Origin of the sequence: Hyphomonas sp. (assembly GCF_965284475.1) — a bacterium.
In the GTDB taxonomy this organism is placed as follows: Bacteria; Pseudomonadota; Alphaproteobacteria; order Caulobacterales; family Hyphomonadaceae; genus Hyphomonas.
In genome coordinates this window covers 2,830,976-2,843,387 of record NZ_OZ260087.1, presented here as the reverse complement: position 1 = coordinate 2,843,387, position 12,412 = coordinate 2,830,976, and the positions used below count along the sequence as shown (strand labels likewise).

Genomic DNA, 12,412 nt, shown 5'->3' with positions numbered 1-12,412 from the left:
CTACTGGTCTCCTTCGGCTGGAACGAGTTCGGATTCGATATAGTGCCGGTCCTCTCCGAACACTTTGCGAACGGCCGCAAGGGCCTCTTCTGTCGTGATCGAGCGAACCGCATCAGGATAGTTCAGGATGTCATCGACTGTGCCGCCCAGGGCCAGCGTGGAGCCGAACGTGTTGGCCATAGCAGACTGGCTGTCGCGACCATAGATCGCCTCGGCCGCCAGTGAATTGCGCGCCCGCACCACTTCGGCATCGGTGAAGCCTTCGGCCAGCACTTCGCGAACTTGCGCCATGACGGCCGTGTCCAGTTCCTCCAGCGACACGCCATCGACCGGGCTGGCGCTGATAACGGCCGGGCCTTCATCATGCAGCGTTGTCCACGCATATGTGTTCACGTCTATGGCGATCTGTTCATCCTCGACCAGCGCCTGGTAGAGCCGGCTGGTCATTCCGCCGCCCAGCACTGCCAGGCCAACGTCCAGGGCATAGGATTCGCGTTGCTGCCGGGTCTGTGACAGGCCGGTATAATACCGGCTCCAGATCGGCTGGCGTACCTTGGGATCAGCATGCACGATCAGCTGCGTCTCGGCCAGCAATGGAACCGGCGCCCATTTGCGGGTCCCGTCCACAGTGCCGGTGGGTTCGATCTGGCCGTAAGTCGCCTCGGCAAGTGCACGCACCTCGTCGGCCGTTACGTCACCGGCGACAACTAGGATCGCATTCTCGGGGGAATAGTATTTTTCGTAGAAGGCCATGCCGTCTTCCGGCGTCAGGGCGGCAACCTCGTCCATCTCACCGATCACGGTGATTTCATAGGGGTGTCCCTTCCACAGCGCCGACAATACCTGCTCCTGCAGGATAGCACCGGGATTGTTCTCGATCCGTTGGCGACGCTCCTCCTTTACGACATCACGCTCCGAAATGAACGGCCCCTTCGGATCATCATTGATCTTGAGGTTGACCATGCGCTCGGCCTCGAGTTCCATCATCCTGCCCAGTTGGGGTTTGGCCACGCGCTCGAAATAGGCTGTATAGTCCCAGCTGGTGAAGGCGTTCAGCTGGCCGCCATTGCGCTGCACGATCGTGGTGAATTCCTCGGGCCCGAGATTCTCGGTCTCCTTGAACATGACATGCTCGAAAAGGTGCGCGAGGCCGGACTTGCCCGGATCTTCGTCAACGGCGCCGACCTTGTACCACACCATATGCGTGACGACCGGGGCGCGGTGATCGGGCACGACCACGACCTCCATACCATTGTCGAGCGTGAAGGTTTCCGGCGACCACGCGGCATCGTCCGCCAGCGCGGCCGGGAACAGGAGAGCGACCGCGAGCAGCCCCCCGGTGATTATCCGTTTCATGGGCGTACTCCGTCTCATCATCTCTGGTATTCCGCGTTGGGTGTGATCAGGTTCCAGGCAATTTCAGTCGGGCTGAGCCAGTCGACTTCTCGATGACGATATCGCCCCCGCCTGTTGCATTGTCGGTGCGGGCCGCTTCAAGGTCTTCCGCATTGTCCTTGCGCCAGAACAGCAGCGTATCGACAACGCCGGACGATTTCCGGATCGTCTTGGTCTCTTCATAGTCAACCTGCGAGCGGACCATCGGGTTGACGGCGTTCGCGCCAGCCGCCGCGACAAGCGCGCGCTCAGACTTGCTGGCATCCTTGCCGATCGTCGAGCCAAAGGCGGTAGCGATTTCCGTGCGGGACGGATCGACTTCCGCTGGTAGCGAGCCGCCAGCCTGCGGCGGACGCAGCGCATATTCCGGCGGCACGATCAATGGCGCCTTGGTCACCACGCGGAATTCGTCAGGCGTACGGGCACCGCTGCTGCCGGAACTGCACGCGGTGGTCACGGCAATGGCAGCCCCCGCTGCAATCAAAAGTACGGGTTTCATCATGATAGGGCGTCCTCGCCTTGGTTTGGCATCGGTTTAATCGTCATTTTTCAAGCTTTAGCCTGCTTTCGGCCCGACAGTAAGAACTGGTCGACAAACAGCAAGACTGCACCAACACTAATTGCAGCATCGGCAACGTTGAAGACCCATGGGAAAAACAGGTCACTCGCGTTGATAAAGTCAACAACGGCGCCGAAACGCACCCTGTCGATCAGGTTTCCGAACGCGCCACCGACAACCATGGCCAGTGACAGTTTCAGCAGCCGCCCCTCCGCGCGCATCAGCCAGACGAGGAAGCCGAGGGCGATCACGAGCATGACCGCGCTCAGCACCCAGCGCATAATGCCTTCAGATTGCAGGAATCCATAGCTCATGCCCCGGTTCCACAGCATGCTGAAATCGATCGGCCCGGGCAGAGGGATCGTCCCGCACGTACTGGGCGCATCCAGACACGGCAGCGCATTGAATCGCGGCTCTGACAGGACCAGCCATTTCGTCACCTGATCGGCCAGGACGACGACAGGCACGAGGGCCAGCGCCCAGATATTTGCCGGATTGAACTTCATGGGCAGCAGATTGCAGACCCCGCCGGGCCAATCAAGCGATTCTCATCAGTCATGCGTCGCATCCCAGGCCTTCACCGTCAGGGCGTCGCGGGGCGTAATATCCGGGAAAGCCGGGTCGGCACTCACCGGATCGAAGTATTTCCAGCTGCGGCGGCATTTCACACCGCTGGCCTTGACCGGATAGACGATCACGCCCGGCGTATCGTCCAGCGTGAACCCGCCGCCCTCGCCCTCAGCCGAGTGGACAAGTTCTGCGCCTGACGTGATGAACAGGTCGCCCGCATCTTCGCCCTCGAAGGCCGCAATCAGCGCTTCGTCTGCAACAAGCACGCGCGGTGTGGATTCCAGCGAGGCGCCGATACGCTTCTCGCGGCGCTCCACTTCCAGCGCCCCCGTCACCACGCGCCGCACGGTGAAGATCTTCTCCCACCGCGCCGCAAGACCGTCATCCCGCCAGCCGTCCGGCGTGTCCGGGAACTGCAGCAGGTGCACGGAGGGCGCGCGGTCCTTCAGGTGGCTTTCGAGGAAAGCCTCCTCCATCGTAAACGGCATGACCGGCGCGAGCCATGTCAGCAGCCGCTCCAGCACGGCGGCCATGACGGTGCGCGCGGCGCGGCGGCGATTGCCGAATGCGGCCGTGGCCTCGTCCCAGGCATCCGCCGTTTCCGCGCGCGGGTCGCAATAGAGGCTGTCCTTGCGGATATCGAAATAGACGGCCGACAGATCCACACCGCAGAAATTGATGAGCAGGCTCATCACCCTCTTGAAGTCGTAGACGTTGTAGGCGGCGCGCACCTGTGCATCCAGTTCCGACAGGCGGTGCAGCACCCAGCGTTCGAGACCGGGCATCTTGTCCGCCGCGATGGCTTCGCCTGCCGTGTAACCGTCCAGCGCGCCCAGCATGTAGCGCACCGTGTTGCGCAGCTTGCGATAGGATTCCACCGATCCCTTGATGATCTCGTCGGAGATGCGCAGGTCTTCGGTATAGTCGCCAGACGCCGTCCAGATGCGCAGGATCTCGATACCGTATTGCTTGGCAATCTGTTCCGGCTCGATCGTGTTGCCGATCGATTTCGACATTTTCTTGCCTTCGGAATCGACGATGAAGCCGTGCGTCAGCACCTGTTTGTAGGGTGCCATGCCGCGCGTTGCGCAGCATTCCAGAAGGGATGACTGGAACCAGCCGCGATGCTGGTCAGAGCCTTCCATGTAGAGATCGGCCTGGCCGGTCTCGGGGTCTATGATACCGCGCTCGCGCAGGGCGAAGGCATGCGTCGTGCCGCTATCGAACCAGACGTCCAGCACGTCCGTCACCTTGTCCCAGTCAGCGGCGGCAAGGCCATGCAGCGACAGGAAGTCTTCGGCAGGCGTGCTGAACCAGGCCTCGACGCCGCCCTTGGCGATGGCGGCCTTGATCGTCTCGTTGATGGCCTGCGCGGTGTCGGCCGGCAGGGCCGCCGTGTGCGGCTGGCCGCTCTTGTCCACGAAGATCGTGATTGGCACGCCCCAGTTGCGCTGGCGGCTGATCAGCCAGTCCGGGCGGCCTTCCACCATGGACCGCAGGCGGTTACGGCCCACGGCGGGGAAGAATTCGGTATCGTCAATGGCCTTAAGCGCATTCTCGCGCAGCGACTTCCCGTTCGGGCCCGGCTTGTCCATTGCGATGAACCATTGCGGCGTCGCCCGGCGGATCACGGGGGCCTTGGAGCGCCACGAGTGCGCATCGCGGATCGTCGTGATGCCGCGCGCCAGCAGGTTGCCACTCTCGGCCAGCGCCGCGATCACTTCCGGATTCGCCTTGCCCGGCTCGCCGCGCTTCTTGCCGCTGGTGCGGATGATATCCATGCCGCCAAAGCGCGGCACATCCGGCGTGTAGCAACCATCGGCATCGACGATCTGGCGGATTTCCTGCGTCGTGCGGCCGGAACCCACCCAGACGTTGAAGTCATCCTCGCCATGCGCAGGCGCCGTGTGCACGAAGCCCGTACCGGCATCGGCGGTGACGTGATCGCCTGCGAGCATGGGGATCGGCTTGTCGAAGAACGGGTCCATACCTGCGAGGGGGTGCTCCAGCCTCCAGCCTGCCGGATCAACGTCCGAGACGCGCGTGAACGCGCTCACCTTGGCGCCGTCCATCACAGACTGCGCCAGTGCGTCGGAGATGATGAGTTTCTCGCCAGCTTTCGCGTAAGGCGCAAAGCCAAGATCTTCCTCGGTCATCACGGCATCAACCGTGTAGAGCCCGTAAGAAATCTCGGGACTGAATGAGACGGCCTGATTGGCCGGGATCGTCCAGGGCGTGGTTGTCCAGATGACGACAGAAGCTCCAAACACTTCAGGACCGTCCGGACCGACATCATGCCCAACCATTGCTTGTTGGATTGGAAATTTCACCCAGATCACCGGTACTTTACGGTCGTAATATTCCACTTCCGCTTCGGCGAGCGCCGTCCGCTCCACCGGGCTCCACATGATCGGTTTGGCGCCGCGCACCAGCGCGCCCTGCATGGCCATGCGCAGGAACTCGGCAACGATCGTCGCCTCGCTCTCGAACTTCATGGTGAGATACGGATTGTCCCACTCGCCTTCGATGCCGAGGGCGCGGAATTCGCGGCCCTGTATCTCGACCCATTTTTCGGCATAGGCGCGGCAGGCGGCGCGGAACTCGTCGCCCGGCACGTCATCCTTGCCGCGGTTGCGGGCGCGGAATTCCTCTTCCACCTTCCACTCGATGGGCAGGCCATGGCAGTCCCAGCCTGGAAGGTAGGAAGCATCATGGCCCGTCATCTGGTGGCTGCGCACGATGATATCCTTGACGATCTTGTTCATCGCCGTGCCGAGATGGATGTGGCCGTTCGCATAGGGCGGGCCGTCATGCAGGATCCATTGCTTCGCCCCGCGCGCCTTGGCGTCGGCCCGCAGCTGGCCATAGAGCTTCATCTCGTCCCAGCGTTTGATCCATTCCGGCTCGCGCTGCGGCAGGCCGCCGCGCATCGGGAAATCGGTTGTCGGCAGGAACAGCGTGTCACGATAATCGCGGTCAGTCAGGGAATCGGTCATCTGATATGTATGGCTTCTTGAGGTATCTTTGGGTTTGATACGGTTTTCCCGCGGGATTGCCACGGGTTTCTGGATATTTTCTGCAGCATGAATTCCCGGCTTCGCCCGCCCCGTCAAACCGGGTCAGAGCGCCGCCGGGCGTCTAATTCGAATGCAGCCTATCCGTGCCATGTTTTCCGCCTAGCAGGCGGGACAAGCCCTGTCACTATCTGACGCCATCCAGGGTGACCTGCGCGGTGACGTGCCCGTTGACCTGCGTAGAGATTTTTGCGCTGAGCACTTCGAACACTTCGGCATTCTCCAGAAGATTTGCCCAGGACACACCATGGTCCAGGATGACATAGCGCGAGACATGGACGGTGTTTTCATCGGTCTTGAAAACCGACACCGCCGCGTAGGACTGGTCGATCGCGCTGATATCGGCCGCCGACTGCTCCGAATCAAAAACGGCGAGGAATTCCACCCCACGGCAATCGGTCCCGTCAGGATTGGCGCAGGCGGTGAATATGCCGAATGACATGCCGTCCTTGCTGATGGCAAAAACGTAGGGGGCCTTGAGGTCACTCTCGCCCGTCAGTGTCAGGGTGGCACCCATGCCGTCCAGTATCATATGCAGGTCGCCGACGCTGACCGATCCAATCGTCATGTCGGGCGATCTGGCACCCGGCGACTGGGCGACGGCGGTAAGCGGCATCGCAAGACACATGGCGAGAGGCGCAAGAAATTTCTGCATGGAACTCCCAACGTTGGAACCCTTGAAGCGTTCCTTCTGAAAGTATCAGCTTTCCGGGTAAATCGGGCCCTAATTGGGCGGGACTGCAGCGTCTTTCAGTCGGATGCGTGCTTCAGCGGTATCCTTGTGCATCTGCGCGATCATCGCATCGACGCCGTCAAACTTCAGCTCCGGCCGAAGGTAGGCAATCAGCTGCACTTCGAGCCATTGGCCGTAAATATCCTTGTCGAAGTCAAAAATGAATGTCTCCAGCAGCGGATCACGCAGGCCGGTCGTGGGCGTGCGTCCGAAATTGGCGACGCCATCATACCAAACCGATTCCGCGCGCGTGCGCGCGCGCACGGCGTAGACTCCATGCCGGGGGTGAATCAGGTCGTTGAGATGCACATTCGCCGTCGGGAAGCCGAACTTGCGCCCGTTCTTCTCGCCGGGCTCGACCGGACCGTCCACAATCCACCACTCACCCAGAATGCCGGCCGCCACTTCCGGCTCACCTGCCATGAGCGCCTGCCGAATCGCCGTTGACGATGCCTTGGCGCCATATTCCAGCACTTCCTCGACAATCGTGACGCCAAAACCGAGCGCCCGCCCGAGGCTGGACAAGCGTGCCGCGTGGCCCATGCGCCCGCGACCGAAGCGGAAGTCGAACCCGACCGAAACGTGTGACACGCCCAGCCCTTCAACCAGCACTGTCCGCACGAAGGCCTCGTCGGTCATCGCCGCCATCTCGCCATTGAACGGCAGCTCGAAAACCGTGCTGGCACCCTCGGCCAGGATGCAGGCATTGCGCCGCTCAGGCCGGAAGATGCGGAATGGTGGGTCGTTCGGCCTGAAGTAGGCGCGTGGCGGCGGCTCGAACGTCGCGACCGCGAACGTCCCCTGACCGGCCTTGCGGGCCGCATCGATCACCGCCCGGTGGCCCACATGCAACCCGTCAAAGTTGCCGAGGGCGACTGACGCCCCCCGGGCACTTTGCGGCAGACCGCGATAGTCGGCGAAAACGGCCATCAGGCCTCCCGGCGCGGCGCAACCACTTCGGCTTCACCCGTAATCACGCGCTTGCCGTCCACCGTGCAGTCAACCTTCAGCGTCACGCGATTGCCGCGATCCTGCTTCTCGGACACTTCAGCGCGGACAGTGACCGTATCGCCGATATGAACCGGACGCTTGAACCGCATGGACAGGCCGATGAAAATCGCGCCGGGTCCGGGCAGGTTGTTGCCAAGAATGCCGGAGATATAGCTGGCGGTCAGCGCCCCATGGGCGATGCGGCGTCCGAAAACCGTCTTGGCGGCGAATTCATCATCCATGTGCAGGGGATTGTAGTCACCCGACACTTCAGCAAATAGCTGGATATCCTTTTCCGTGATCGTGTGCACGGTTTCGTGTGCCATGCCGATCTCCAGGTCTTCATACTTAAAGCCGTTGAACTCGCTCATTCTTTTCGGGTCTCCGATATTGGTCTGAAAAGCTCGATACACGGGCACAACGCCCCCGTCACCATCTTAGACCGGACATGGCATAGGTGGCCTGTTCGTCATAATCGGCGAGCAAGTCTATGACTTCGCGCTCGAAATCAGCGCCGTGCTCCTTCAGGCCAGTGCCGACGTAGAGGCTGTCAAAGCCCTGTAACCGCGCGCCGCGCACGTCGGTCGCAGGACTGTCGCCAATGCACAGGATGCGGGATGGGTTCGTGCCGTGCTCGCCAAGGCGCTCGACGGCCAGCCTGTAAATCGCCGCATGGGGCTTGCCGGGATAGATCACCTTGCCGCCAAGCTCCTCGTAAATCTCCGCCAGGGCACCGGCACACCAGTAAAGTTTCCCGCCAACCCGCACCTGCTTGTCGGGATTGGCGCAGATCATGGGCAGGTTCTGGTCGATGCCCTGCTGCAGCTCGGCGCGGTAATCGTGCGGGCGGTCATTCACCTGGTCGCGCAGGCCGATGCACAGCAACAGGTCCGCCCGGGCGCTGTCCTCAAATTTCAGGTCGAGGCCATCATACAGATACCTGTCATGCTCGAATCCCTCGTCTGATCCGAGCCGCCAGACCGTCTGGTCGCGGCGCAGCATCAGTTCGGCGCGGGTCGCATCGCCGGAGGAGACGCAATCGTCAAAGGCCTCAGGGGGCACACCCAGCGGCTCGAAATACCGGATGACCTGGGCCTTGGGGACGGGCGCATTGGTAATCAGGCAAACCCGCCCGCCTTGCTGGCGGAACGCGACCAGCGAGGCGCAGGCTTCAGTGAAGGCCGCCCGGCCATTGTGGATCACGCCCCACACATCGCAGAGGATGGAGTCGTATTGTCCACTAATGGCCGACAGACCTGCAGGGAATTGAATTTTGCTCATGCGCCGCGACCTAGGCTGCGCCGCAGCGGGGGTCAATCGGAACCGGGCCTATTGCGTCAGGCCGCATGCGCTCGCAGGCAGGGGATTCAGCATCAACAGCCGGGCCGTCGGAATGGCGTGGGCGTTAGCCAGGTAACAGCCGCGCACGGTGACGACCTGGCCGATATTCTCGCCAAGCTGAAGACTGTGCATGTATTCGCAGGTCACGCCATTGGCAGCAAAGCGGGCCGGGTCACCCGGGCGAACGTACATCAGGAGATGATTCGAACCGGTGGGGATCGACATCATCCGGACGCCTTCCATGAGGCCGAAATCACAATCGCCTTCCAGCCCGGAATATGTGCCGTCGTCATTTTCAAATGAGGGGTAGGCCTCAACCGAAAGTGTCAGGTCCAGCAGGACGACCGAATGGTCCTCGATGGCCTCAAGGGCTGGTGGCGCTTCGAATTCCTGCGAGCCAGGGAGTATGGCGCTGACGGTCATCACATCGGGCGGAGTCCGGGCGTCTGCTGCAAGCGCTGAGCAAAGCGCCAAAAAGGTCAATGTAATCATGCGCATGGGGCCGCTCCTGTCACTTTTGGACAGGTTCAGTAGGCATGACGATTGGGGCAAAAAGATGCCTGCTGTTTCAGCCGAAGCTGGACAGGCGTTCCATCAGGGCCAGTGGCGGCGCGGTCTCTTCCATTAGCGAGGCCTTGATCGGGCGTGGCGCACCGAAGATGTGGCCCTGGCCGTATGGAATATCGTATTCGAGGATCTCAACCACGCTGGCCTCATCCTCGATCTTTTCGGCGATCATCGTCACGCCATACCGGGAGAAGACAGCGCTGACTTCTTCGCCGCCGACACGCCGGTTGATGGACGAAACGGGACGCGCGCCATGCGGGTCGCGCAACTGGTCGATCAGCGTCGTGCCATTCATTTTCACGAAGCGCACGCCAGCTGCCTGAAGGCGCGGCAGGTCCAGCGAGAGGTCAGAGGCATGATCGATCGAGAAGCGGAAGCCGAGCGCCGTGAGGCGGTCCATATTGTCCCGCATCGTCCGCGAGCGCGTTTCAAAGCGATCTGCGCGGATTTCAAAGATGACAGCGCCGGACAGGTCACGATTCTCGGTCATAAACTGAAGGAACATCGGGAAGAAGGTCGTATCTTCCAGCGAAGACGCCGAGATATTGCAGAACACGCCAACGCGGCGGTCGCGCTCGGCAAGGCGGCGGACGATCTGCACGCAGCGGAACAGCGTGAAATTGTCGATGATTCCCATCAGGTTGGCGCGGCGCCCGGCATCAAGGAACTCTGCCGGCAGGATGAGCGACCCATCGGGCCGGCGAAGACGCGTGAAGCCTTCGTAAAACGACACGCGGCGCTGTGGCAGCGAAACGATGGGCTGGAGGTGCAGGTCAACCCGGCCATCCTTCAGGGCGTCCTTAACATCGCGCAGAATGGCATCTTCCTGTGGCGCGACAGCGGACACGATCGAGGGTTCGGCCAGTTTCGATTCGAAGCTGCGCGACAGGCGGTCGATCAGTCCTTCGAGCTGTTTCATCTCTGTTACCAGCGCATCGCGGCGCTCGGTCAGCTCATGCTTGACGGTCGCTTCGACGGCATCGGTGCGCGCGTCGATGACATCGACACGTTCGGCCGTGTCGCGGTTCCTGCGTTCAACCTGATCCATGCGCTCGTCGAGTCGGCGGCTGGAGCTGGTGCTGGCGATCAGGACATGGATCTGGGCGAGAATCACCGAGGTGATTGCGCCGCTGGCGATCGACAGGGGCAGGCTCACACCGGCATAGGCATTCACGCCATAGCCGACGCCGCTGCCTATTGCGATATACAGCAGGAACAGGACAAATGTCATACGTTCAGCACCCAATTCATTCCATCAACCTTAACAAATAAGCCTCATTGGTTAACGAATTGCGTGGAAATGGCCTGATTTGGCATCTCCGACAATCCCGACGGCGTCCAGCGCTGCTCCTTGGTCACAGACTTTTTTATGTCACAGTCATGGCACGTCTGACTGCACTAGACAAAGGTTTAGGGCGCCGGCACCCGAGCTGTCAGCCTGCACCACGTTTATGCCTATCCCACTGACCTGAACGGTGGCGAATGCGGCCCCGCAGCCGTCGGCGCCCTGTCATCTTACTGGGCTTTGCCGCCCTTTTTCCGCTTGCCCTGATCGACAAAAACCAGGTCCGAAACCGGCCAGGTCAGATCAGCGCCCGGACAGCCCACGGCAAGGCGCCTCTCCTCGGCAAACTGCGAGGCCTGGGTCATGCCACATGGCTCAAGCACGAGGCGAATCCCATTGTAATCAATCCAGTAACCGACGCGGTCCTTGTCATTGACGAGGTGGGTCACGATCAGGTCTCCGGTGTTGAACACGCGGGCCTTCGTGTCTTTTTCACCCGGTAGCGGCTGGAGCATAGCGGCGTTGAATCCGCCCGGCGGAGACTGCTCGACAAAGGTGAAGGCGTCGGACACTTCATAGGCCTTGTTGATGGCCGAAAGGACCTCGCTCGTCCCTGCCGGGCCGGACACGCGAAGGGGCGATTCATGCCCTGCCCGCCAGCTGGCATTGCGCACATCGTCGAGGCCCTCAAGGTCTTCGCCGCGCAGCGAAAACAGCATGACGGCATCGAGATTCCGCAGATGCTCGGAGCTCATGCCCTGCACGACACCGGCAGGTGTGCCAAAAAGGACACGCTTTCCGCCCGCCATCACGAGCACGCAAGGGTTCGGGGTGGTGACAGGGGCGCAGGGCAGCAGGGCGAAGTCGGTGCTGGCGATGTTGCGGGGTGTGGGTTCAGGCGGAGGCAGCGGCGCGGCAGGGCCGCCGCAGGCCGCAATCACAAGACCGGCCAGCAAGTACACGATGCGCATGTGTGGAAACTCCGGACTAGGCGATGATGGTCTCACCCGGTTCCCTTACGATTTCGTTTTCGATGAAACCCAGCCCGTCGATTTCGACGCGGACGCGATCACCCGCCTTCAACCATTTGGGCGGCGTATGACCGGCGCCGACCCCGGCCGGCGTACCCGTAAAGATGACATCGCCCGGCTCGAGGGTGAACGCGGCCGTGAGGTGAGCGATCTGTGCGGCGATGTCATGAATCTGGTCGCGCACATAACCCACCTGGCGCGGTTCGCCATTGACGAAGGTGCGCAGTTCGACGGATGGCAGGTCGCCAATCTCGTCCAGCGTGACGATGGCCGGACCGAACACGGCATGCGTGTCGAACCCCTTGCCCATGATCATGGTCTGGCTGGCGCGTTGCCAGTCACGCACCGAATAGTCGCAGCCCACCGTGAGGCCGGCGACGATCTCGAAGGCACGCTCGGGCGGGACATGGCGCCCCCGCTTGCCGATGATCACCACCAGCTCGCCTTCATAGTCGAGCTGCTCTGACACTTTCGGCAGGTGCACATCGGCATAGGGACCATTGACCGCCGTCACCTGCTTGTTGAACCATTTCTGGACCTCGGGTTTCTTCGTGTCGATGAAGCTGACACTCTCTGCGGCATGCGCCGCGTAGTTGACACCTATGCCAAGAATCTTGCCTGGTTTCGGCACCGGCGCCAGCAGCGTAACGTCCTCCAGCGGGATCGGGTCACCGGATGGCGCCGCCTTCAGCGCAGCATCAAACGTGTTACCTGCAAGCGGCACAACGGAGTCCGCTTTCAAGTCGCCAAACTGCACCTCTTCACCCAATTGGAACCTCACCAGACGCATACCGTTACTCTCCCGTCACACTTTTGCCCAAACGCATCGCCAACCGTTCATCCCGCGTTGTGATGGTCTTTGGCAAG

12 protein-coding genes are annotated in these 12,412 nt (G+C 61.5%); all 12 read right to left on the bottom strand.

Translation table 11 applies throughout. The annotated features are described in order from the left end of the window. A complete protein-coding gene (locus ACQ66M_RS13745; protein ID WP_350171456.1) occupies positions 1 to 1,356 on the bottom strand; it encodes a M16 family metallopeptidase in 1,356 nt (451 codons plus the stop codon). A gap of 46 nt (positions 1,357 to 1,402) precedes the next feature. Further along, entirely contained in the window at positions 1,403 to 1,897 is a 495-nt protein-coding gene (locus ACQ66M_RS13740) for a DUF3035 domain-containing protein (RefSeq protein WP_350171455.1), read from the bottom strand. A 47-nt stretch (positions 1,898 to 1,944) separates the two neighbouring features. After that, positions 1,945 to 2,460: a signal peptidase II gene (gene lspA / locus ACQ66M_RS13735; RefSeq protein WP_350171454.1), complete on the bottom strand. Its 516-nt coding sequence runs from the start codon at positions 2,458 to 2,460 to the stop codon at positions 1,945 to 1,947. A gap of 45 nt (positions 2,461 to 2,505) precedes the next feature. Then, positions 2,506 to 5,520 (bottom strand): isoleucine--tRNA ligase, encoded by a 3,015-nt coding sequence (gene ileS, locus ACQ66M_RS13730; protein WP_430404510.1) that lies wholly within the window; start codon positions 5,518 to 5,520, stop codon positions 2,506 to 2,508. A gap of 205 nt (positions 5,521 to 5,725) precedes the next feature. Next, entirely contained in the window at positions 5,726 to 6,253 is a 528-nt protein-coding gene (locus tag ACQ66M_RS13725) for a hypothetical protein (RefSeq protein ID WP_430404509.1), read from the bottom strand. A 69-nt stretch (positions 6,254 to 6,322) separates the two neighbouring features. Continuing rightward, complete coding sequence (ribF, locus tag ACQ66M_RS13720; RefSeq protein ID WP_350171451.1) at positions 6,323 to 7,261, bottom strand: riboflavin biosynthesis protein RibF; 939 nt, start codon at positions 7,259 to 7,261, stop codon at positions 6,323 to 6,325. Continuing rightward, entirely contained in the window at positions 7,261 to 7,692 is a 432-nt protein-coding gene (locus tag ACQ66M_RS13715) for a MaoC family dehydratase (RefSeq protein ID WP_350171450.1), read from the bottom strand. Before ACQ66M_RS13715 ends, ribF begins: the two co-directional genes overlap by 1 nt. Positions 7,693 to 7,750: 58 nt before the next feature. After that, positions 7,751 to 8,602: a TIGR01459 family HAD-type hydrolase gene (locus tag ACQ66M_RS13710; RefSeq protein ID WP_350171449.1), complete on the bottom strand. Its 852-nt coding sequence runs from the start codon at positions 8,600 to 8,602 to the stop codon at positions 7,751 to 7,753. A gap of 48 nt (positions 8,603 to 8,650) precedes the next feature. Next, positions 8,651 to 9,160, bottom strand: coding sequence for a hypothetical protein (locus ACQ66M_RS13705; protein ID WP_430404507.1), 510 nt, complete (start codon positions 9,158 to 9,160; stop codon positions 8,651 to 8,653). A 70-nt stretch (positions 9,161 to 9,230) separates the two neighbouring features. Beyond that, positions 9,231 to 10,460 (bottom strand): EAL domain-containing protein, encoded by a 1,230-nt coding sequence (locus tag ACQ66M_RS13700; RefSeq protein ID WP_350171447.1) that lies wholly within the window; start codon positions 10,458 to 10,460, stop codon positions 9,231 to 9,233. Positions 10,461 to 10,744: 284 nt separating this feature from the next. Beyond that, a complete protein-coding gene (locus tag ACQ66M_RS13695) occupies positions 10,745 to 11,485 on the bottom strand; it encodes a hypothetical protein (RefSeq protein ID WP_350171446.1) in 741 nt (246 codons plus the stop codon). 16 nt (positions 11,486 to 11,501) lie between these two features. Then, positions 11,502 to 12,335, bottom strand: coding sequence for a fumarylacetoacetate hydrolase family protein (locus ACQ66M_RS13690; protein WP_350171445.1), 834 nt, complete (start codon positions 12,333 to 12,335; stop codon positions 11,502 to 11,504). Between the last annotated feature and the right edge of the window lie 77 nt (positions 12,336 to 12,412).

What these genes read in the sequence shown, in the direction of transcription:
- ileS (WP_430404510.1), bottom strand. Translation starts at nt 5,520, where the DNA reads ATGACCGATTCCCTGACTGACCGCGATTATCGTGACACGCTGTTCCTG.
- ACQ66M_RS13695 (WP_350171446.1), bottom strand. Translation starts at nt 11,485, where the DNA reads ATGCGCATCGTGTACTTGCTGGCCGGTCTTGTGATTGCGGCCTGCGGC.
- ACQ66M_RS13710 (WP_350171449.1), bottom strand. Translation starts at nt 8,602, where the DNA reads ATGAGCAAAATTCAATTCCCTGCAGGTCTGTCGGCCATTAGTGGACAA.
- ACQ66M_RS13705 (WP_430404507.1), bottom strand. Translation starts at nt 9,160, where the DNA reads ATGCGCATGATTACATTGACCTTTTTGGCGCTTTGCTCAGCGCTTGCA.
- ACQ66M_RS13690 (WP_350171445.1), bottom strand. Translation starts at nt 12,335, where the DNA reads ATGCGTCTGGTGAGGTTCCAATTGGGTGAAGAGGTGCAGTTTGGCGAC.
- ACQ66M_RS13715 (WP_350171450.1), bottom strand. Translation starts at nt 7,692, where the DNA reads ATGAGCGAGTTCAACGGCTTTAAGTATGAAGACCTGGAGATCGGCATG.
- ACQ66M_RS13725 (WP_430404509.1), bottom strand. Translation starts at nt 6,253, where the DNA reads ATGCAGAAATTTCTTGCGCCTCTCGCCATGTGTCTTGCGATGCCGCTT.
- ACQ66M_RS13700 (WP_350171447.1), bottom strand. Translation starts at nt 10,460, where the DNA reads ATGACATTTGTCCTGTTCCTGCTGTATATCGCAATAGGCAGCGGCGTC.
- ribF (WP_350171451.1), bottom strand. Translation starts at nt 7,261, where the DNA reads ATGGCCGTTTTCGCCGACTATCGCGGTCTGCCGCAAAGTGCCCGGGGG.
- ACQ66M_RS13745 (WP_350171456.1), bottom strand. Translation starts at nt 1,356, where the DNA reads ATGAAACGGATAATCACCGGGGGGCTGCTCGCGGTCGCTCTCCTGTTC.
- ACQ66M_RS13740 (WP_350171455.1), bottom strand. Translation starts at nt 1,897, where the DNA reads ATGATGAAACCCGTACTTTTGATTGCAGCGGGGGCTGCCATTGCCGTG.
- lspA (WP_350171454.1), bottom strand. Translation starts at nt 2,460, where the DNA reads ATGAAGTTCAATCCGGCAAATATCTGGGCGCTGGCCCTCGTGCCTGTC.